The sequence below is a fragment of the bacterium SCSIO 12696 genome, from assembly GCA_024397955.1.
In the GTDB taxonomy this organism is placed as follows: Bacteria; Pseudomonadota; Gammaproteobacteria; order Pseudomonadales; family Porticoccaceae; genus SCSIO-12696.
The window spans coordinates 2,463,620-2,485,329 of record CP073744.1 but is presented as its reverse complement, the minus strand read 5'-3'; the positions used below and the strand labels follow the sequence as shown (position 1 = coordinate 2,485,329).

17 protein-coding genes, 1 tRNA gene and 1 other RNA gene are annotated in these 21,710 nt (G+C 54.1%); 12 read left to right on the top strand and 7 right to left on the bottom strand.

Going from position 1 to position 21,710, the window contains the following annotated elements; translation table 11 throughout:
• Window positions 1–155 precede the first annotated feature (155 nt).
• Window positions 156–509: a transfer-messenger RNA gene (ssrA, locus tag KFE80_11475) on the bottom strand.
• A 311-nt stretch (window positions 510–820) separates the two neighbouring features.
• Here ssrA and KFE80_11470 point away from each other — a divergent pair.
• The 10 genes from KFE80_11470 to fabA all read left to right on the top strand — a co-directional run bounded on the left by KFE80_11470 (window position 821) and on the right by fabA (window position 11,577).
• The gene (locus tag KFE80_11470; GenBank protein UTW44990.1) at window positions 821–2,368 is read left to right on the top strand and encodes an AbgT family transporter; all 1,548 of its coding nucleotides are present in this window, start codon (window positions 821–823) and stop codon (window positions 2,366–2,368) included.
• A 104-nt stretch (window positions 2,369–2,472) separates the two neighbouring features.
• Window positions 2,473–3,264, top strand: a complete 792-nt coding sequence (locus tag KFE80_11465; protein ID UTW44989.1) for a universal stress protein — start codon at window positions 2,473–2,475, stop codon at window positions 3,262–3,264.
• A gap of 190 nt (window positions 3,265–3,454) precedes the next feature.
• The gene (locus KFE80_11460) at window positions 3,455–4,372 is read left to right on the top strand and encodes a radical SAM protein (GenBank protein ID UTW44988.1); all 918 of its coding nucleotides are present in this window, start codon (window positions 3,455–3,457) and stop codon (window positions 4,370–4,372) included.
• A gap of 148 nt (window positions 4,373–4,520) precedes the next feature.
• A complete protein-coding gene (locus KFE80_11455) occupies window positions 4,521–4,916 on the top strand; it encodes a hypothetical protein (protein UTW44987.1) in 396 nt (131 codons plus the stop codon).
• Between the two features lie 97 nt (window positions 4,917–5,013).
• Window positions 5,014–7,092, top strand: a complete 2,079-nt coding sequence (locus tag KFE80_11450) for a TonB-dependent receptor (protein ID UTW44986.1) — start codon at window positions 5,014–5,016, stop codon at window positions 7,090–7,092.
• Window positions 7,093–7,225: 133 nt separating this feature from the next.
• Window positions 7,226–9,352 carry an AsmA family protein gene (locus tag KFE80_11445; GenBank protein ID UTW44985.1) on the top strand — a complete coding sequence of 709 codons (2,127 nt, stop codon included), beginning with the start codon at window positions 7,226–7,228 and terminating at the stop codon, window positions 9,350–9,352.
• A gap of 95 nt (window positions 9,353–9,447) precedes the next feature.
• Complete coding sequence (mutY, locus tag KFE80_11440; protein ID UTW44984.1) at window positions 9,448–10,485, top strand: A/G-specific adenine glycosylase; 1,038 nt, start codon at window positions 9,448–9,450, stop codon at window positions 10,483–10,485.
• Window positions 10,486–10,493: 8 nt separating this feature from the next.
• Window positions 10,494–10,766, top strand: a complete 273-nt coding sequence (locus KFE80_11435; GenBank protein ID UTW44983.1) for an oxidative damage protection protein — start codon at window positions 10,494–10,496, stop codon at window positions 10,764–10,766.
• A gap of 88 nt (window positions 10,767–10,854) precedes the next feature.
• Window positions 10,855–10,930 (top strand) — tRNA-Phe (locus KFE80_11430).
• Window positions 10,931–11,049: 119 nt separating this feature from the next.
• On the top strand, window positions 11,050–11,577 hold the full coding sequence (gene fabA, locus KFE80_11425; GenBank protein UTW44982.1) for a bifunctional 3-hydroxydecanoyl-ACP dehydratase/trans-2-decenoyl-ACP isomerase: 528 nt from the start codon (window positions 11,050–11,052) through the stop codon (window positions 11,575–11,577).
• 57 nt (window positions 11,578–11,634) lie between these two features.
• Here the strand turns inward: fabA and KFE80_11420 are convergent, their stop codons facing one another.
• The 3 genes from KFE80_11420 to KFE80_11410 are packed head-to-tail and all read right to left on the bottom strand — an operon-like array spanning window position 11,635 to window position 14,815.
• Complete coding sequence (locus tag KFE80_11420) at window positions 11,635–13,647, bottom strand: pyridoxamine 5'-phosphate oxidase family protein (GenBank protein UTW44981.1); 2,013 nt, start codon at window positions 13,645–13,647, stop codon at window positions 11,635–11,637.
• Window positions 13,648–13,677: 30 nt separating this feature from the next.
• A complete protein-coding gene (locus KFE80_11415) occupies window positions 13,678–14,322 on the bottom strand; it encodes a glutathione S-transferase (GenBank protein UTW44980.1) in 645 nt (214 codons plus the stop codon).
• Window positions 14,323–14,350: 28 nt separating this feature from the next.
• Window positions 14,351–14,815 (bottom strand): nuclear transport factor 2 family protein, encoded by a 465-nt coding sequence (locus tag KFE80_11410; protein UTW44979.1) that lies wholly within the window; start codon window positions 14,813–14,815, stop codon window positions 14,351–14,353.
• Window positions 14,816–14,947: 132 nt separating this feature from the next.
• On the opposite strand from KFE80_11410, the gene KFE80_11405 reads away from it, so the two are divergent.
• On the top strand, window positions 14,948–15,853 hold the full coding sequence (locus KFE80_11405) for a LysR family transcriptional regulator (GenBank protein ID UTW44978.1): 906 nt from the start codon (window positions 14,948–14,950) through the stop codon (window positions 15,851–15,853).
• Between the two features lie 48 nt (window positions 15,854–15,901).
• Here the strand turns inward: KFE80_11405 and KFE80_11400 are convergent, their stop codons facing one another.
• A complete protein-coding gene (locus tag KFE80_11400; protein UTW44977.1) occupies window positions 15,902–17,944 on the bottom strand; it encodes a bifunctional metallophosphatase/5'-nucleotidase in 2,043 nt (680 codons plus the stop codon).
• 112 nt (window positions 17,945–18,056) lie between these two features.
• Here KFE80_11400 and KFE80_11395 point away from each other — a divergent pair, with 112 nt between their 5' ends.
• The gene (locus KFE80_11395; GenBank protein UTW44976.1) at window positions 18,057–18,671 is read left to right on the top strand and encodes a trimeric intracellular cation channel family protein; all 615 of its coding nucleotides are present in this window, start codon (window positions 18,057–18,059) and stop codon (window positions 18,669–18,671) included.
• 43 nt (window positions 18,672–18,714) lie between these two features.
• On the opposite strand, the gene KFE80_11390 is transcribed toward KFE80_11395, so the two are convergent.
• Both KFE80_11390 and KFE80_11385 read right to left on the bottom strand, forming a co-directional pair.
• Window positions 18,715–19,368, bottom strand: a complete 654-nt coding sequence (locus KFE80_11390; GenBank protein UTW44975.1) for an SPOR domain-containing protein — start codon at window positions 19,366–19,368, stop codon at window positions 18,715–18,717.
• 107 nt (window positions 19,369–19,475) lie between these two features.
• On the bottom strand, window positions 19,476–21,674 hold the full coding sequence (locus KFE80_11385) for a primosomal protein N' (GenBank protein ID UTW44974.1): 2,199 nt from the start codon (window positions 21,672–21,674) through the stop codon (window positions 19,476–19,478).
• Window positions 21,675–21,710 lie beyond the last annotated feature (36 nt).

The following is a 21,710-nucleotide window of genomic DNA, read 5'->3' as shown; positions in this document are numbered from 1 at the left end:
TACTGGGTAAGCAACTATTTCTCCACTAGTCTTACCAGCCAATTGTTAAGATGACGATCACGAACACATCAAATTTTATTTATGTAATACTCACGAAAAAGCCCCTGATTTCTCAGAGGCTTATCGTTGCTTTGAATCTTCCCAGAACTTAGTAATGGTGGAGGCGGCGGGAGTTGAACCCGCGTCCGTCAGCACTCCGCCCTCGGCTCTACATGCTTAGACCCTATCAATTAATTTAGCCTCACTCAGCCCGATAGGCAGGACGAGGTCGGCGATCTTAGTAAAGTTTAACAGTGGTGCCCTAAGCCAACCTCACTGCGGTCCAGTTCTATTTGACAGAAGCTTCCCGTTTACTGGCATCCAGTGGCTTCTGCTAGCGGGCTTATGCCGCCAGAGCGTAGTTGTCGTCGTTGGCAACTAATAAAATACGACTTTGGATTTACGTGATTGGTCGTCATCACGACATGCACCTTGGGTTTTGTCACCGGCGTCGAATCCAAAACGCCCCCAGAGCTGTGTCTATTGTCCGTATGCTGCGTTACCCTTCGGGTTCGCTGCTCGTCACATACTTTTGTATGCTCCTCGCCGCTCACCTCGGGCGCCTTGCCTACGAACAATAGCCTTCGCTCTACGGCGGTTCTATTTGCTCGCGGCTTCGCCGCATTGCTACAACAGGTTGCTCGATGTTCGCACGTTTTCCCGGGGCCAGGCGCTTATCTCTGGGCGGGTGTCATCCACGAACGTGGGCGATTGTAGCAGAGATTTGCCTCGCCACAGCCCTTCGGCTTAAATAAGCCAACTATTTGCAGAGGCGAGAATAATGACAAACGCAACCGATGCTTCCCCTACCCTGATGAACCGCGTGCTCAACAAGGTTGAGCTGGTGGGCAATAAGTTGCCCGACCCGGCCATTTTGTTTCTGTACGCACTGGTGATTGTCTGGCTACTGTCCTGGCTGCTGTCCGGCGTGGACTTTGGAATTAACCACCCTAAAACCGGGGCGCCCCTTGAGGTAGTCAACCTGCTCACCGGCACGGAGTTGGCCAGCTTCCTGTCCAATATGGTGAAGACCTTTACCGGCTTTGCGCCGCTGGGGGTTGTGCTGGTGGCCATGCTGGGTGTGGGGGTTGCGGATGAGTCCAAGTTCATTAACACCGGCCTGAAGCTGATGCTGCGGCGCACGCCTACTGCGCTGTTAACGCCCATGGTGATTTTGATTGGCCTGCTCAGCCACAGCGCCATCGATGCCGGCTATGTGCTGGTGATTCCCCTGGGCGGCATTATTTTTTACGCCGCTGGCCGCCATCCATTGGCGGGTATCGCCGCGGCCTTTGCCGGAGTATCCGGTGGTTTTAGCGCCAACCCGGCACCCTCAGCGCTGGACCCATTGCTGCAGGGCTTTACCCAACCTGCCGCGCAAATTATTGACCCCAGTATTGAGGTCAACCCGCTGGGCAATTACTTCTTTACTGCGGTTTCCAGTGTATTGGTGATCGCCCTTGGCTGGTTTTTAACCGACAAAGTGATAGAGCCACGCCTGCAAAAAACCGCGGCGCTGAACGACGATATCGAGCCCGCAGAAGATTTAAGCACCGTCGCCCCCCGAGAGAAAAAGGCCTTTTTGGCCGCAGCATTCACCATGCTGGCAGGGATGGTTTTACTGGTGCTGGTATTGCTGCCCGCCGACTCCCCGTTCCGCGATGCCAGCGGCTCGTTGAACTCGTTCCAGGCGCCGATTATGCAGTCCATCGTGCCGCTGATTTTACTGCTGTTTTTAATCCCCGGTGTGGTCTACGGCCGCATTGCCGGTACCTTTGAAAACGGCAAAGCGGTGATCGATGCCATGAGTAAATCCATGTCTGGCATGGGCTATTACATTGTGATGGCGTTCTTCTGCGCCCTGTTTGTCAAAGCCTTCGGGGATTCCAACATCGGCGCACTGCTGGCGGTAAAAGGCGCCGAGGTATTAAAGAGCTTTGCCCTGCCCGGCGGCGTTACTCTGTTCGGTATTATTTTGCTGGTGGGGTTTGTTAATATTTTTGTGGGTTCTGCCTCCGCCAAATGGGCGCTGCTGGCCCCCATCTTTGTGCCCATGCTGATGCAGCTGGGCTTCTCGCCCGAACTCACCCAGGCGGCCTACCGAGTGGGGGACTCTTCCACCAATATCATCACTCCGCTGATGCCCTACTTTCCGCTGGTGGTGGTGTATTGTCAGCGCTATGTGAAGCAAACCGGCATCGGTAATCTGGTGTCGATGATGCTGCCGTACTCGCTGGTGTTCCTGGTGTGTTGGTCACTGTTCCTGCTGGCTTATTGGGGGCTTGGTATTCCGTTGGGGTTCGGTGCGGGTTATACCTATCCACAGTGAGTAAAGGTTCACAAAATCTCCTTATGTTTACCTGATCCAGATCAGTTTCTGTGGGTTGGCGATTTCTATAATGGCGCCACTTTTAACCTACTGGAGTGACAGCCATGTCCACCCAAGAAACTGTACTGGTCGTTGTCGACCCTCAACAAGAAACCCACCCGGCGATGGACCGCGCCATCGCCAACGCCAAAATCCGTAAGCCAGAAGAGCGTTCCCGGCTGGTGATTCTGGTTACCCCGGATACCGACGACCTGGCCAAAACTCCGGTCATCAAGGGTCAGGGCTGGCTCAGCGGTTTGATGTCCATGGCATTTCAAGACAAGGTGGAATACCAACTGGAATTGGGCTGGGGTGCCTCTCTGCCACAGGTGTTACACAACGCCGTGGAAAAGTACCAAGCCAATCTGGTGATGTTGCCGCTCTACAAAAACGGCAATGACAAAGTGTTGAACGACGACCGCTGGAACTTCCTGCGCAACGCCCAAACTCCAGTGCTGTTGATCCGCCCGGAGAACAACCGCCCCCGCAAAAAACTGCTGGCGGCCATTAAAGTGCAAGACAGCAAGTACCAGCAGCTTAACCAAACCGTGGCATCCCGCGGCCAGTGGGCGGCACAGCGCTACAACGCCGACTTGCATCTGGTGAACTGCTACAGCGATTCCATGCACTTCCCCGACCGCAGCGCCATTGCCCGTCTGGCGGATGTGCCCAACGAGCGCATTCACGTACAGCAGGGCGACCCGGACCAAGTGATCCCCCGCGTAGCCAAAGACATCGACGCCGATATGATTTTGATGGGCACCCAACGCCGTACCGGGCTTAAAGGTGCGTTGCGCGGCAACACCGTTGAGAAGATTATTGGCGGCCTGCCTCAGGATGTGATGATGCTGGTGTAACAACTCCAACGTTACTGCGCCGAGAACCAAGGCCTCTCTGTTATGCAGAGGGGCCTTTTTTATGCCGCCACCACAGAACCCGCCAGGCACTCACCGCCACTCACAATAAAGGCTTTACCTTTAAACTGTATTTGTATACAGTATTCGAAACTGTACACAAATACAGTATCTCTTTTTTGGAGGCGCAGCAATGATACTCAGCAACCATCGCTATCACAGCAACAGAGCCATCGGTGTTTTTCGCCAGCTATTGGGCACAGCCACAACCCCTGGCATGGCTCAACGGTTTCGCCAAACGTCCAACGCCTCCAAAAAGCCGATCAAGGTGTCGCTTGCCCCCATGCAGCAACCGATCCACCACCACTGCGGCAACCCATTGAATGCACTGCTGGAAAAAAGCCAGCCTGTTCGCCGCCTAGCTCGTGAACTGAATCGTCCGGGGTATCACCCCACCCCGTTGACGTTGGGTACCACTCAGGATCCTTATCAGGCTGGCAGCAAGCGCCTGGAGCAAACTCGCGGTATTTTGCAGCTGCTATTGGCCCACAAACACCCGGTGCATATCATCACCAAAAGCCATTTGATTGTGAAAGATCTGGATATCTTGGCCGAAATGGCAGAACAGCGGTTATGCACCGTAGAAGTGTGCTTGCACACTCTGGATACCCAGCTCAGCCGGCAAATTGAACCCAACACCTCTTCCCCCACAGCTCGCCTGAAAACCATTTCCCGGCTGAGCGATACTGGCATTCCCGTAGGTGCCAACGTGGCCCCACTGATTCCGGTGGTGAACGACGCCGACATGGAACAGCTGTTGTCAGCCGCCAAAAAAGCGGGGGCCTGGGCGGCCGGGTACCAATACCTGGATTTGCCAACCGAAGCGTTGGGCGACTTCCAGCACTGGCTGGAAAAACATTATCCCGAGCAGGCAGAGCGTATTCTCAGGCTCAGCCAAGCCAATGTGAACAGCTGTGCGGCAGAGTTTGCCCGCATGGTGCAACAGCGCTTTCAGCTCTGCTGCCAAAAACTCAATTTGAGCTACACCGGCCTGCCGTTACTGGATACAACATTGTTCCAGGTACCCAGCTCTAACGGCCTTTCCAACTAAGAATCAACAGGCCCACTGTACGGAATACCCCAAGCATCAATTGTTATGATATAACATTTGATGTTTGGGGCGGTTTTATGGACAATAGCCGCCCTTTTCTTGCAACGCTGCTTGCAGGCAGTTCGCAGCACAAAGACGGTTCGGGCCATTGGGCATCTACACGCACAGGCAATCACAACGTGACAACCATCGGGGCCGTAAAGCAGCCCTGATATATTTGCTGTCGGCGCTGTTCCTGTGCGCAACCATCGGGTCCGCCAGTCATATTCACAGCACCAACATCACTGACGTTGGCTCTGTTGTTGGTATAAGCGCTGACCACTACCACAGCACTGATGTGGATTCGCCTCATTCTCAGGAACAAGGCTCAGAAAGCTCCTGCCCCTTATGCCTTGCTGCCGACAAAAGCAAAGTCATTGCTGCCACGGTACTGCCAAGCATTGCTGTATCACCGGAATTTTATCGCTCCACCTTTGTAGCGAAGGCCCTACAAGAGCGCCTGCAGCTGCCCTTCGGTGCTCGCGCACCACCTGTTATTTCCTGATAAATACCCCTCCTGTAACTAATTTGTAGAGTTAGGCGGTGCTATACCGTCAGATCGTTTATGCCTCCCTATGGAGGTTCAACACCAAGGTAGAACCATGAATCACACACTAAGCATTAGCAACAGTTTGCCACTTTTGCTGGTAGGCACTTTTGCATTCCCCGCTGCTGCCGAAGACGCACAGCAAAACACCGATAAAGCGCAAGAAGAAATCATCACCACTGCGTCGCCGGTGCACAATGACCAGGACAAGGTCATTCAGGGAATCACAGTACTTTCCGGTGACTTATTACTGGAAACCGCCGCTGCGTCTATTGGCGAAACCCTGAAAAACCAGCCCGGCATCAGTACCGCCTCTTTTGGCCCCAGCGTTGGTTTGCCGGTGATTCGTGGGCAAAACGCCAACCGGGTGAAAGTGCTGCAAAACAACATCGACACTCTGGACGCCTCCAACACCAGCCCAGACCACGCCAGCGGCACCGAGCCACTGCTGGCAGAGCGCATTGAAGTACTGCGCGGCCCCTCTACCCTGCGTTTTGGTAACGGTGCTATCGGCGGTGTGGTTAACGTTATCGACAACCGCATCCCCACAACCGTGCCTGAGGGTATCGAAAGCGCGCTTGAGCTACGGCACAACAGCGCCAACAACGGCGACAACGCCGTGTTCAAAATCGACGGTGGCGAAGGCAATTTTGCCTGGCACCTGGATGGCGTGTACCGCAGCAGCAACAACATCAGCATTGACGGCCCTGCTCTGCTGGAAGAGGAAGAGCACGAAGAAGAGGAAGAGGAACACGAGGAAGAAGAAACCACTATTGGTTTCGTGGACAACAGTGACGCCAACACCAAAAGTGCTTCTGCTGGCTTTGCCTGGGTAGATGAAGACAACTACGCCGGCTTCAGCATCAGCCGCCTGGAAAACAACTACGGTATCCCCCCTGGTGCCCACGCCCACGAAGAGGGTGAAGAAGAGGAAGGCGAGGAAGAAGAGGAAGAAATCATCCGCATCGACCTGGAGCAAACCCGCTATGACTTCAAAGCTCAAGTAGCTGATCCCTGGGGCGGTTTTGAATCCCTTAACATCGACATCGCTTACAACGACTACGAGCACGTTGAGCTGGAAGGTGACGAAGTGGGCACCCGTTTTACCGTCGACGGCTGGGAAGGCCGAATAGAAGCGGTGCACAACCCCTGGGAAAATTGGCACGGCGCTATTGGCCTGCAACTCAAAATGACCGACTTTGCCGCAGTGGGCGAAGAAGCCTTTTTTGAAGAAGACTTTTTTGTAGCCCCTGTCGAAATCAGCAATTACGGCTTTTTCTGGCTGGAAGACCTGCAAACGGAAAACTGGCACCTGGAGCTCGGTGTGCGTACCGAACGCCAGGAAATCACCCCGGTTAATTCACCGCAGGTTGCCCACAACACCACCACACTGTCTGTGGCCACCCAGTGGCTGTTCGCCGACAACCAGCACTTTAGCATCAGCCTTACCAGTGCCGAGCGTGCTCCCACCGTAGAAGAGCTGTTCTCTAATGGCGCTCACCTGGCGACTCGCCAGTTTATTTTTGGTGACACCAGCCTCGAAGAAGAAGCCAGCACCAACTTTGAGCTGGGCTACCACTACCACGGCGACTTCGAGCTGTCGGCCATCGTCTACCAGAACGACATCCGTGACTTTATTTACCAGCTACGCACTGGTGAAGAAATGGAAGGGCTGCCGGTATTTAACTACATACAGCAGGATGCGGTGTTCACCGGTTTTGAAATTACCGCGAGCAAGCCCATCACTGACACACTGACAGTGAATGTGTTTGGCGATCAGGTACGCGCCTCTCTGGACTCAGGCCTTGGCATCAGCCGCGATGTCCCCCGCATCACGCCAACCCGTTACGGCGCTGAGCTGGAATACCAGCAGGACCAGTGGAGCGCGAAACTGCGCTGGACCGAAGTGGACGACCAAAACCGCGCTGGCGAAGGTGAAACCACCACTCCCGGTTACACCGATGTAGACGCCAACATCAGCTACAAACTGAACGCCGCTGGCGGCGACCACACCCTGTTCCTGAAAGTAGGCAACTTGCTGGACGAACAGATTCGCCACTCCACTTCATTCCTGCGTAATGAAGCACCGGCAGCGGGCCGTCATATTCAAGTAGGCATTCGCACTACTTTCTAATCGGCTCCACCCCTTTCACGGCCCTGCACCCTATTTACCAGTGCAGGGCCGTGAAAACTTTCTCTAACTTCTCCAGTCCTATTCGCTACACTGCACGCGCTTGCGACAGCCAGTACGAAGAATGGAGAACATTGTGAAAAAGACCCTCAAGTGGGCCATTGGCCTTCCTCTCGCAGTCATTGCCCTGGTACTGATCGGGGCTGCCGTACTGCTGTTCGCAGTAGACCCAAACCAGTACAAGCCACAGCTGGAACAACTGGCCAAAGACAATCAGGTAAAGCTGAACATCAACGGCGACTTGAGCTGGCAACTGTGGCCAGATGTGGCCATTACCATTGCCGACACCCGCATTCACGGCCAACAGCTGCCAGACATACACATTCAGCAAGCGGATTTGGCCCTGGAACTGGCCAGCCTGATACGGGGCGAGCTGGCAGTGAAAAAAATCGCCGTAGACAAGCCGTTGGTTCAACTGGAGCTGACCGACAGCAACGCTGGTCAGAAAGCCGCAGCCATTGCCGCAACACCCACCGCCACTCAGGCGACCCCCGCCAATACCGCTGAACAGGCACCCACTCCCCTGGCGATCGACAATTTGTCGGTAACCAATGGCACTCTGGAGCTGCTGGAAAATGGCCGACTTAAGCGGCGCCTGAATAATCTCACTGTGGCCAGCCAAGGCATCAATCTGGAAAATCGCGGCTTCCCCATTCAATTGGCGTTTACCACAACCATTAAAGACGAAGCCGACCGAGCAACGGTTGAGCTGACCGCATCGGTACTCAACGAAAACCTGCAACGCATCGTCTTACAGGACGGCAAACTGGAACTCACCGCCAACAGCAGTGAATATGGCAACCACAAGGCCAGCATTGGCTTTACCGCCGAGCTGGATTTGCTCAAGGATACACTGGCGCTGTCTCAAGCCAACGCCCGCATAGACGATATTCCCCTGACCTTGACAGCCAGCGTCAAAGACTTGAGTAAAACCCCGGTGGTCGATGGGCAACTCAGCATTCCGAACTTTGACCCCAGCAACCTACTGGCAACATTGGCACCAGACAGCCCAGCCATTAACCAACTGGCGCTGGACGCCCAATTCAATATCAGCGGCGATGATTACCAGGTATCCCAGCTGGCACTGGTGGTGGATGACTTTACGCTCAATGGCGAGCTGTCCGCCAACTTGTCAGCGCAGCGCAAAATCAACGCGCAACTCAACGGCACCCAGTTGAATCTGGATCGCTACTTCCCGGAAACCGAAACAGAAACCCAAAAAACTGAACAACCCGCTACCCCCAATCAGGCGGTCTTTGCACCACTGCTGGCACCCTTGGCGGCACTGCAAGGCGGCCGCGGGCAGATCGAATTCAGCCTTAATCAGTTGACCGCCAGCGGCGTTCAACTGGATAACCTGCGCGTCAATACCTTTGGCAATGGCCAGGTACTGCAACTGGCCAGCGCGTCCGCCAACGGTTTTGGCGGTACCCTTAGCGCCAATGCCCGCATCGACATGGCACCCAAGGAACCCACACTGGCGTTTGCGGTTGCAGGCAAGTCCGTAGATTTGGGGCAAGCGCTGTCTACCCTGGCGGACTTCAACGAGCTGAGCGGCCGCGGCAATCTGGAATTCAGCGGCACTACCCAGGGCAACAGTGGCGATGCATTGAGCAATAACATCAAAGGCTCCGGCAACTTTGCCATGACCAATGGCCACTACAGTGCCACCAATATCGAGCAACAATTCTGTGCCGTCGCCGGTGACAAAAACCAGCAGCCGGAATCCTGGCAGCCGGGCACTCAACTAAACAATACGGCGGGCACCTTTGCTCTTAATGGCCAAACCCTAACCCTGCAAAGCCTGAACAGCGGTGTCGGCAACCTGACACTACGCAGCCAGGGTAATTTGCAACTTCAAGATCAACTGATGGATTTGCACGTGGTGTTGGCGATCAACAACCCCAAATCCAGTGAACAAGGCTGTGTACTGCGCAGTAAATCGATTCAGAACCGCGACATTCCCCTGCACTTGAAAGGCCCGGTGGCGGACATCAACGGCGTGATGACCAACGCCATGACCGACCTGATAACCCGCACCCTGCTAGACCGGCAAAAGCAGCGGCTGCTGGATAAGCTGCTTGGCAGTGAGCAGCCGCAAGAAAGTGAGCAAACACCGGAACAAACACCAGAACAACAACCGCCACAAAACAGCAAAGACCAACTCAAAGGCCTGCTGAAAGACTTGCTCAAAAAACGTTAGACAATAGGTTTTCGCCATCGCAGGGAAGCGAGCGAAACGCCTTAGTCTCGATATACAATGCGAGGCTATTTTCTAATTTCAAATAATACCAGTTGATGCCCAAACCCACCTTCGCCACACGCCTGCTCCGTTGGTTCGACCAGCACGGCCGCCACGACCTGCCCTGGCAACAAGACATTACCCCTTACCGAGTGTGGGTGTCGGAGATCATGCTGCAGCAAACCCAAGTGGCCACGGTTATTCCCTACTACCAACGGTTTATGGCCCGCTTTCCCAGTGTGCAAGCGCTGGCAGAAGCCCCCCAAGACGATGTGCTGCACCACTGGACCGGCCTCGGCTACTACGCCCGCGCTCGCAATCTGCACAAAGCGGCGCAACAGGTCATGGTGGAGCACAATGGTGAATTCCCCAGCACCGTAGAACAGCTGAGCGACCTACCTGGTATCGGCCGCTCCACCGCGGGTGCGATCCGCTCCATCGCTTTCAAAAAGCGGGCGGTGATTCTGGATGGCAACGTTAAAAGGGTACTAACCCGTTACCGGGCAGTAGAAGGCTACCCAGGCACCACCGCTGTGGCCAACCAACTTTGGGAGCTGGCCGACCAACTCACCCCCAACAAGCGGGTAGCAGACTACACCCAGGCCATTATGGATTTGGGTGCCACCCTCTGCACCCGCAGCAAGCCCGCCTGCCTGTTATGCCCTATGCAGGAAGACTGCCTGGGCCACGCTCAGGGCAATCCCACCGACTACCCCCATCGCAAGGCCAAAAAGGAAAAGCCGGTGAAGGAAGCCTGTTTTCTGATCCTTCGTAATATCGCTGGCGATGTCTTGCTGGAAAAGCGCCCTTCCACTGGTATTTGGGGCGGCCTGTGGGGTTTTCCGGAATGCGACACTACCGCTGATATCGACAGCGTTTGTACCCGCTACCAATGTCAGCCACTGGATTGGGAGGCCTCAGAACCCCAGCGCCACACGTTTAGCCACTACCATCTGGACTACACCCCGGTTTATGTTCAGGTAAACGCCGCCAGTCAGGCCATGGATGCGCAGCGGCAGGTCTGGTATAACCCTGCCAACGAACTCACTCTGGGCACCGCTGCCCCGATTGCCAAAATACTGAACGCACTTTAGGTACAGACATGACCCGCACCGTACACTGCCGCAAACACAACCAGGAACTGGAAGGGCTGGACGCTCTACCCTTCCCCGGCCCCAAAGGGCAGGATATTTTCGACCATGTGTCCAAACAGGCCTGGCAGGAATGGCTGAACCACCAGACCATGCTGATTAATGAGAAACATCTGAACATGATGGACAAAGAGTCCCGCAACTACCTGGCCGAACAGCGCGATCGCTTTCTGTCCGGGCAAAATTACGACGCCGCCGAAGGCTATGTGCCACCGTCGGAATAAGCGCAAAATTTTATCCATCACCCGCTTGACGGCGAGAGGGCGAGCGGGTTTAATACGCGCCTTCTCGCAACGCGAGACAGCTACCCAAGCCCAGATAGCTCAGTCGGTAGAGCAGAGGATTGAAAATCCTCGTGTCGGCAGTTCGATTCTGTCTCTGGGCACCATACACAAAAAAGCCGCTCCACCCAGCGGCTTTTTTATTGCCCGATTGTCAGCCTTGCCACATCGGCGTACGATCAACCACCCGCATGCACATTGCACTGCCTGACGAGAGTACGCAGCCATGGTCTTTACCCCCCAAAGCCAAAACAGTTACAGCAAAGAAGAGCTGATTGCCTGCGGTGAAGGCCGTCTGTTCAATCCGGAAGACGGCAAGTTGCCGAAAGGCAACATGCTGATGCTGGATCGCATCACCCAAATTACCGCTGAGGGCGGCGCATTCGACAAGGGCAAACTAGTGGCAGAGCTGGATATCAACCCCGACCTCTGGTTCTTTGGTTGTCACTTCCAGGAAGACCCGGTGATGCCTGGCTGCCTGGGGCTCGATGCACTGTGGCAGCTCACTGGCTTTTTCCTGCTGTGGAAAGGCAATCACGGCAGCGGTCGTGCACTGGGCGCCGGGGAATTGAAATTTACTGGCCAGGTGCTACCCACATCCAAGAAAGTCACCTATGAGGTCGACTTCAAGCGGGTGATTGAACGCAAGCTGGTTCTGGGCATTGCCGACGGACGCGTACTGGTAGACGGCCGGGAAATTTACACCGCCACCGACCTCAAGGTTGGCTTGTTTACCAATACCGACAGCTTCTAAACACTGTAAAGCGCATTCAAATACCTACTGTGCTTGCTGGTTCACACCCGCAAGCACTCACACTTCAATTGTAAGTTCCGAGCAATCTTTGGCTGGCTTGGCACAGCAAATCAGTACTTCGCCCTCTTGGAGGGCAAAGCCAAGTTGTCGCCCATAGCTCACTTCGCCGGATTTCAGTTTAGAAATGCAGGCACCACAGTTGCCTGAGCGGCAGCTATAGAGGGGTGCCAAGCCCTGCTTTTCAGCAAACTCCAGCAGAGTGCCATCGCTCGGTTTCCATTGGTGGATAACTTTCGATTCAGAAAAAGTGACGACGGCTTTATCAGCTACTTCTTCTGTTGTTTCTTTGGCACTGATAGAGCCTTCACCAAAAAATTCGTAGCGGATATGTTTTTGAGAAATACCGATATCCAAAAGATCAGCATAAATAGCTCGCATAAACCCTTCTGAGCCACACAGATAAACGTCGCATTTATCCAGTTGAGGAATTTGTTTTAGCAACTCCGCAGAAATACGTCCTTCAGACTGATGCGTACGGCCAAGCCTATCTGTGGGCAGAGGCTGACTAAATACAGTGTGAATAGTTAGCCACTCGTAACCGCTAAACAATGTAAGCGCCTTGGCAAAAGCCTGGGTCTTGCTGTTTTGGGTTGCATGAATAAACCACACCGGGCGAGGTTCAGCACCTTGCTCAATATCATTCACGACACCTTCAAGCATGGCAATCATTGGGGTAATCCCAACACCACCGGAGATCAGCACAACAGGGCAATTATTGGCTTGCAGTGTAAATTGGCCGGATGGCACACCCGCTTGAATCACCGTGCCAATACCCACTTGATCGTGAAGGTATTTGGAAACAAGCCCCTGCTCTTCCCGCTTTACTGATATGCGATAGCCGTCTTCAACCGGTGCTCGCGACAAAGTATAAGTACGCTGTACGGGCTGTTTTGACCCGGGTATATACAATCGAATTGGCAGGAACTGACCTGGAGTGTATTTCTCAATCGATGCACCCTCTAGTGGCTCAAGAAAAAAAGACGTAATAGCATCACTTTCCTTTTTTATTTCGACCACTTGAAACTGACGGTAGGGGTCTGACTCAATATCATCAACGCTACGCCATTCTCCAGTTTGCTCAATAGCGGGAGAGCGCTCAACAAGTTCACCGCGCATCGGCATAAAACCAGGAATGTGAACCACAGATTCAACGTCCACTTGAATCACACATTGGCTGCCTTCAAAACGATTTTTCAGGCTGTCGTCCCACAGTATTTGAGCAACCCCCGACACAAACACAGAGTCGCCCGATACAAAATCAGGAAAGAAAAGGCCAACACGGCCATCGGATTGAATATTGCCTAAAGTGTTAAAAAAGTTATTGCCACTGAAATCAGGAAAATAGAGTTTACTTCCATCGACTCTGACAAAACCCGGCTTTCCACCTCTATGAGAGGCGTCAATTCCACTGGAGGCATTTTGATTAAACGCTTTTGTTCGTGAAGTGATAAAAAAAGTATCTGCACCTTCTATAAGTGCTTTTACACTTTTGTTTATGCATGAATGAATTTTGGCGCGACTGACATCCTCAAAGGCGTTACTCTCCATCCAAACCAGTTCTCGCTTTTGGATGTACTTGGGGCAGTTTCCAAAACTCTGCTCAACTTCGATGGAAAAGCTGTTTTCTCCAATAGAGTCGATTACACCATTCATACGGTTACGGCGTCGGGTTTCCAATTGAATTCCCAGCAGGCCAATTTTTTGCCCGTGCTTAAAATCCAAATCAAGCAAGCCGGTCAACGTAGGTAAAGCATTCAAGACTAAGCGGGTATTACTGGGTGAAGAGATAAACCCCCGCGGGCCAAACAATGGCACTGCCCAAGGATAGCCTCGCTGATCCACAAGCCCCAAAAGAACAAACGGCAACTCGCTGAAAAAATCGCGGTGCTGCTGTGGCATGGCTTCGCGAATAAAGTCTTCACCGTATTCTGCAACCACTTCAGCAACACCGCGGCGCTTTTGCACCGCGATTTCCGCCGCATGAAATTTTGAGGTTTGCGTTTTGGGCACTTTTTGCTTCCGCTATAAAATCCAGCCGACTCAGGCGTCAGGCAAAGGCGACCGAGCCATACCCACAAAACGCGGCTGCGCTTCAACACGCTGAAGCCAATCGCGTATAGCAGGGTAAGGCTCCAGACTGACACCACCTTCCGGCACGTGAGAGATATAGCTGTAACCAGCAATATCCGCCAAGGTGATGTTGTCACCAGCCAAGTAGCTACGCTCTTTCAGCAGGGGCTCCAGCACGTCAAAAAACCTTTCGGTTTTTTGCTTGGCAACGTCGTAATCCAGCTCAACACCAAACAGTTTGACCAGGCGTACCGCACAGGGGCCGTGTGCAATTTCACCGGCGGCTACTGACAGCCAGCGTTGTACCTCTGCAGCCTGAACCGGGTCTTGCGGCAGCCATTCGTAGCCATCGTTATATTTTCTTTCCAGATAAGTGATGATGGCATTGGAATCAGAAAGTGTAGTGCCGTTATCGTCAATAGCAGGCACCTGGCCAAAAGGGCTGATTTCTAGATACTCGGGCGCTTTGTGTGCGCCGTTCACCATATCCAGGTCGACGGTTTCGTAAGGAAGGTCGAGCAAAGACAGCATCAATTCCACACGGTGGCAGTGACCGGACAAAGGGTTTCGATACAGCTTAATGGGATCATTGGATTCTGAAAATTTGGGGTTCATGATTTGCTCCTGATCATTAAATACTTTTTTAAAGTCCCAGCTCTGATAAACCGGGATGGTCGTCCGGACGGCGCCCTTGTGGCCAATGGAATTTCCGTTCCTGTTGGGTAATGGGCAGGTCGTTGATGCTGGCGTATCGATGGGTCATCAAACCCTCCTGGTCAAACACCCAGTTTTCGTTGCCGTAGGAACGAAACCAGTTACCACTGTCATCGTGCCATTCGTAGGCATAGCGCACCGCAATGCGGTTGTCTTTAAAGGCAAACAGCTCTTTAACCAACCGGTACTCATGTTCCTTGTTCCACTTCTCTGTGAGAAAAGCCTGAGCCTCGTCACGACTGGTGATGAACTGGGAGCGATTTCGCCACTGGGTATCCAGTGAATAAGCCTGGGAGACTTTTTCCGGGTTACGGCCATTCCAGCCATCTTCGGCCAGGCGAACTTTTTCCCGCGCGGTTTCTTCGGTATAGGGGGGTAGCGGTGGTCTGGGCATGATTAAGCGTCTTGTGTTGGAGTTGAGGTGCGCCCACCATACAATTACCATTTAAATAAATAATTAACCATTTCAATAATTATCTATTTCAAAAAATGAAACAGTTAAGCAATAACCAGCCATGGAGCCACAGTGGATAAATTGCAAACCATGCGGGTATTTACGGAAGTCGCGGAGTGCCAGAGCTTTGTGGCAGCAAGCCGCAAGCTCAACCTTTCAGCGCCTGCGGCCACACGAGCCATCGCCCAGCTTGAACACACTATGGGTGTGAGATTGTTTAACAGAACCACTCGCAGTGTTCGGCTCACTGATGCAGGAAAACGATATTACGACGACGCCCGCCAGATTCTGGACTTGGTTGAGCAGGCAGAATCAACCGCATCCGGTGTGTACACGAAGCCAAAAGGTGTTTTATCAGTAACCGCGCCGGTGATGTTTGGGCAGAAATACATCGCTCCCCTTTTGGCAGAGTACCTGCAACAAAACCCAGCGGTGGATGTGAACGCGCTGTTCTATGACCGTGTTTGCAATATTCTTGATGAGGGATTGGATGTGGCCATTCGCATCGGCCACTTGCAGGATTCCAGCCTGTACGCGACCCAGGTGGGCACCATCCGGCAGGTCGTGTGCGGCTCACCTAGTTATTTTGAACAACACGGCAAGCCTGATGCCCCCACCGACCTGGTTAAGCACAGTGTAATACAGGCTCCTATTGCTGAATCATCCGCCACCTGGCGCTTCGACTCAGGCAAGAGCAAAACCACAGTAAAAGTATCGCCGCGCCTGCACTGCAATCAAAACGGCGCAGCCATTAGCGCAGCGAAAAGCGGTTTTGGAATCACCCGATTGATGTCTTACCAAGTGGGCGAAGAGTTTGAAGAGGGCTCGCTGGTGCGTGTGCTACAAGATTACGAAAGTGAGCCACTGCCCATCAACATCGTTTATATCGATGGCCGCAAAGCCAACGCCAAAGTGAGGGCGTTTGTTGACTTGGCGGTGGAGCAGCTACGACAAAACCCCTTTATCAATTACTCATAAAAAAGGACGTATTGGCACACCAATACGTCCTTTTTTACATAACGACTATTAGTTAAGTACTGTATCCGCAGGCACTATAGACAGGTTTTGAATCACGGTGTCGTTCACCGCTTCTCTGTCTTCATCACTAAAGGATGGCGTGCTGGGATCAGTGTCCGCCGGGAAGTTGGTAAACAGGAATTCCGCCAGGGCGTCTTGTTCCGTGCCCTCGTCAGCAAACGTCACGTTACCCAACTGCAGACCTTCCACTTCCAGGTCTACCAAGTTGGCGACACTGGCAGATGGGAATGGGTAGCGGTCGCCACCGCCCGCCAGAAAGCCCAAGGTCACAATGCGGAACGTCTGGGTGGCCGCTGTAGGGTCGAGTACACCATCGCGCACCACAACCACTTGGTTGCCACCAGCTTCTGCGCCGTTGTCGTCAAGTACCACCAGGTTGCGAATCCGCGAGCCGGCAGTGGCAACAATCGAGGGGCTCAAGCTGTCATCAACGGTTTGCGCAACCTGAGCGGGGTCGAAGCTAAAGCGAATACCGGCCACCTGTGGGAACTGGCCTGGGGTGGCGCCGTCAGCAGTAGCAGCAACACCGTGCTCCAGAACTTCTTTAAGCTGGGCGCCGGTCAGAGTCAGCAAGGTCAAGCTGTTGTTAAAGCGCAGGGCGATTTCCAGGTCCAACTGGGAAATCTCACCGGGGTTGCTGATGCCCGGTACACCCACCGGTGGGTTGCACACCAGGGCGTCATCGCCAGTGGCACCAGCCGGTACATTACAGGCACCAATGGGGGCACGAATACCACCGCCGTTTTTAATGGACACACTCACGTTGGCCTCGCTGGCCTGAGCGTATTCCAGATTGGCCTGGGCGGTCAGGTTGCCCAGGTTGGTCTCTTCCGTACGCACAGAGCCGCGCTCACCGTTCAGGTACACAGAAGTAGAACCAAACACGTTGCCGGCGCGAGCGGTCAACGCGGTGGTCAGGGCATTGGAGATTTCAACCACACCGTCAATGGCATCGGCGAGGCCCAGATTGTTTTCGGCGAGGCCCGCATCGTCGGTGGCGTAAGCGCCGTTGACGGTGCTGTCCAACTGGCCAGTAAGCAAAATGCCGCGACTGTCGAAGTTCACTACCAAGCGCCCCAGGTAGGTGTAATCGCCGTCGGTATTCACCACCAGAACCGGTTCATTGGTCGGGCTTCTAAAGCGCTGGGGGTATTCACCGGCAGCACTGTCGCCATCGCGCAGTCGGTCGTTGTTGTCGGCCAGAATCGTGTTTGAACCACCGGCAACAATAATGTCTACGTCGTTCAGACGAGTGGCCAGCTGGCGCTCGATAGCAATCTGTTGCATGTGAGCCAGCAGGATAATCTTGTCGATACCGTCTGCGGTCAGGGCATCCACATCCTGCTGGATAATCGCCGCCAGCGCATCGATGTCGGTGCTGTCTGCCGGGGCAATGGTGACGTCACCGGGTGAAGAGATGGTATTCAGCGTCGGGGTGGTGGCACCAACAACACCGATACGCTCACCACCAACTGTAATCACGGTGCGACCGGCAATCTGGTTACTCAGGGTTTGCGCTTCAGCGCCATCGGTTCCGACCAGACCTGCCAGATCAGCGTCGGTGGAGAAATCCAGGTTGGCTGACAAATAAGGGAACTGTGCGCCGGGCCAGGTAGCGCCGCCATCGGTTTCCGACTGCAACAGATCCGCCACATCGCCGGTGCCCAAATCAAATTCGTGGTTGCCAAACGCAGAGGCCTGTACACCCAGGGCATTCAGGTAGGCCACGTGAGCACGACCGGTATCGGGAACCCCAAGTACCCCAGCCAGAGCGCTGTCGCTGGCCACGTTGTAGTCGGGGCCGGGAATCCAGTTGTCGCCTGAGCTCAGCAACAAAGTGTTGCTGAAGTCACCGCGAAAATCGTCCACCAATGCAGAAAAACGCACCGCATTATTGATAATGTCGCGGCCGCCATCCACATCGGCAAAGTGCAACAGCTGCAGTTCAAAATCACTCTGCTCGTCAGAGCCACAACCCGCTAACGCGAGGCTGGCCACACCCGCCACAAAAAATGACTTGGCCTTGTTCATGCGAAAACTCCTGAATGTATTTGTGTGAGACAGGCGACATTAAAAATTTTCGATGACGAGGCAGTTACCAAAATATAAACATTTAGAGACAGTTCAGAGTCATAATGGCGCCATGGTTGTTCTTATTGATTTTCTCGACTTTGCTGGCACCGCTGCTTTTGCCACCTCTGGGGCGCTACTGGCAGCGCGCAAGCGCCTGGATATTATTGGCTTTGTGTTTATCGCCAACATTACCGGTATCGGCGGCGGAACCCTGCGGGACTTATTGTTGGATACCCCTGTATTTTGGCTGGATCAGTGGCACTACGTAACCACTTGTACCGTGGCCGCGATGATCACCTATTTTGCCAGTCGCTCTATCAACCGTGGCTCAAAAGCGCTGTTGTGGGCGGATGCGGTGGGTATGGCGCTGTTCAGCGTATTAGGTGCCCAAAAAGCCACAGCACTGGGCATGAGCATACCGGTGGCCGCCATCATGGGTATGTTCAGTGCCTGTGTGGGCGGCATTATTCGGGATGTAATTTTGAATGAGGTGCCCATGGTTTTTCAGCGGGAAGTGTACATTACCGCGTCGCTGGTGGGGGCTTTGGGTTATTCCGTATCCGCAACGCTGTTTGGGTTTGCGCCCCTATTCTGCATTCTCGCTGGCTGTGTTACTGCGTTCGCGGTTCGCGCACTGGCGATTGCCTTTAAGTTAAGCCTTCCTGCGCACAAGGGAATTGAATAGCGGGTCTGTTGGTATGACTGCGAGCAGCGCAATCAAAGGAGAACTATCTCTTGCGTTTTAAGGGCAGCGTTTCGATGCCCTGGGATGAGATACGGTTAAGTGCTGTGGTCATCTGCCGCTGACTGTCAAAAGGCCCAACAATTACCCGATAGCGTTGCCCAGAGCCGGAGCGTACGTTTTCAATAGCGGCATTGGTAAAGTTCATCAGCATCAGTTGAACCCGACGGGTTTCCGCATCCTGCTGCTTGGAAAACGAACCCGCCTGTACCAAAAACACATCGCCGCTGGCAGCGGGCCTGGACGGCTTAGGTGTTTGCGTGGACGTTACAACCGTTGGGCTGCTTTGCGGAGTTCGTTGAGTTTGAGGCTGTGCTGGCAGCTCAGTGACCGGGGCCTCCTGCTGCACTACCACTTCGTCGTGGCGCAACAAGCTGTGGAATTCAAACTCCGGCTCACTTTGCTCCACCGGTGCCGGACGAGTCGCAGTAACGGGTATATCCGGGCGGATACCGGGCACCAGAATCATCGCCGTCGCCAAGCTGCCCACCGCCAGCCCGGAAATAAACCAGAACATACCGCCATTCCTGCCAGACGGAGAATTTTTGCGGGCAGTGGGTGCTTTGCGGCGGGTGGTTTGGCTGCGAGAGTTGCTGCTGCGCTTTTTGCCTTTTCCGTAGTTGGAGTAGTCTCGACTCATCAGTTGTGTATTCCGTTTTCGCCGCCAGATCATAACAGGGGCGCGCATAGTACAGAAGCAGCCCGCTGCTGACTACTCAGCTGTCGACAAATCGCAACGAAATCCGGTTACGTCATATCCTGCGGATCCACATCCACTGACCAACGCACTTTTCTGGCCGCAGGCACATTGGCCAACTGCTGACACCACTGGGCCAACAGCTGCTGCAATTGTGGCCGTTGCGAAAATGTGAGGCTCAGCTGATAGCGATAACGGCCACTGCGTTTTTCCAAGGGCGCAGGCAGAGGCCCCAGATAGCGGCAGTGCTCACTGGCTGGAACCATCTGTTCCGCGCACTGGCGCGCCTGTTGCAAAAACATTTCTACATCGCTGGGGTTTTTGGCTTCTGCGCGCAGCAGCGCCATGTGGCTGAAAGGGGGGATCGCCGCCAATTGACGTTCACGCAGTAACTGTGCAGCAAACGCCGGATAACCCTGCTGGCTGAGCATTTGAATCAACGGGTGATCACTGTAGTGAGTTTGCAGAATTACTCTCCCCGGCTTGTCACCACGCCCAGAGCGCCCGGCCACTTGAACAATCAGCTGACCCATTTTTTCCGCGGCGCGAAAATCCGCACTGAACAAACCGCCATCTGCATCGAGGATGGCCACCAGAGTCACATCCGGAAAATGATGGCCTTTGGCGAGAATCTGGGTACCTACCAGCACACAAGGGTCGCCCTGATTAACAGTTTTCACCACTTGCTGCATTGAGGACTTGCGGCGAGTGGTATCTCGATCCACTCGGATCACCGGCACTTGCGGGAACAGTGCCTGCAATTCCTGTTCGCCACGTTCAGTACCCTGCCCCAGGTACTGCAGCTGGCTGCCAAAACAGTTAGGGCATGCGGCCGGAATGGAAGACTGATGGTCGCAGTGATGGCACCACAGCTTGCCATCACTCAGGTGTACGGTCATGGGCATATCACAACGATGGCAGCTAGCGCTCCAGCCGCAGTCGTGACACATCAGTGTGGGTGAAAACCCACGCCGATTCAGAAACACCAACACCTGATTGCCGGCTTTCAGTTCGCTGGCAATAGCGGACACCAGCTCGGGACTAAAACCCGAACTAAGGGGTTTTTTGCGAATATCCAATACCTGCCAACTGGGGGGCACCGCGCTACCGGGGCGGCCCCGCAGCAGTAACTTTTGATAGCGACCAACAGCGCTGTTTTGCAGACTTTCCAAAGCCGGAGTGGCACTGCCTAAAATCACCGGTATGCCTTCCCGATGGGCTCGCAACACCGCCAAATCCCGGGCGTGGTAACGAAACCCTTCATGCTGCTTAAAAGAGCTGTCGTGCTCCTCGTCCACAATAATCACACCGGGGTTGAGCAACGGCGTAAAAATGGCCGAGCGGGTGCCAATAACTACCGGCGCCTCACCACTGCGGGCCTGCTGCCAGGCTTGCAGCCGTTCGCGGTCGGTCAAGCCAGAATGAATGACCGCCAGGGGGCGATTGAAGCGCTGCTGAAAGCGTTTAACCGTTTGCGGAGTCAGACTGATTTCCGGTACCAGTACCAATGCCTGGCGACCATAGCGCAGGGCTTTTTCGATTACCTGCAAGTAAATTTCGGTTTTGCCACTGCCAGTTTCACCATCCAACAGGTAGCTGTGGTAACCGTGCAGTTCAATCTCTGCAATAACCTGCTGCTGGCCCTCATAAAGCGGCAGGGGCTGCTCCCCCAGCAGGTTTTCTTCCGGGGCGTCTGGCAAATCAGGCTCAGCCCAGTAGCTTTCCAGCAGTTCTTTTTTTATCAAGCTGCGCAACGCCTCTCGGGAAATGCCATTTTCATCCAACAGTAGGCGATCAGCGCTTTGGTGTTGCTGCAATAGGGTCAGCAACTCTTGCTGGCGTGGGGCTCTGCTCAACCCGCCTTTAGGCAAGCCCTTACCTCGGGTGGTCAAACGCCAACGTTGCTGACGATTGCAAAGCAATGACTCTCCCTTGCGAAGTAGCACCGGCAAGGTGTGCAGCAAGGCTTCGCCGATGGGGTGTTGATAATAGCCAGCGGCCCACAAAAACAGCTTAAATAGCTTTTCTGGGAAAAGCGGTTGCTCATCCAATACCTCGGTAACCGCCTTGAGCTTATGGCTCGGTACATCGGTACCCTGAACGCTGCCGATCACCACCCCCACAACCTGGCGATTGCCAAATGGCACCCGTACCCGCACCCCCGGCAACAGCGGGCTATCACTCCCCACCGGGGGCAGATAATCAAAGCTTCGCCGCAACGGTGACGGCACAGCAACTCGGTACAACATGGCGGTTGAATTCGTTAGGCTTTGCGAGTAGTATTC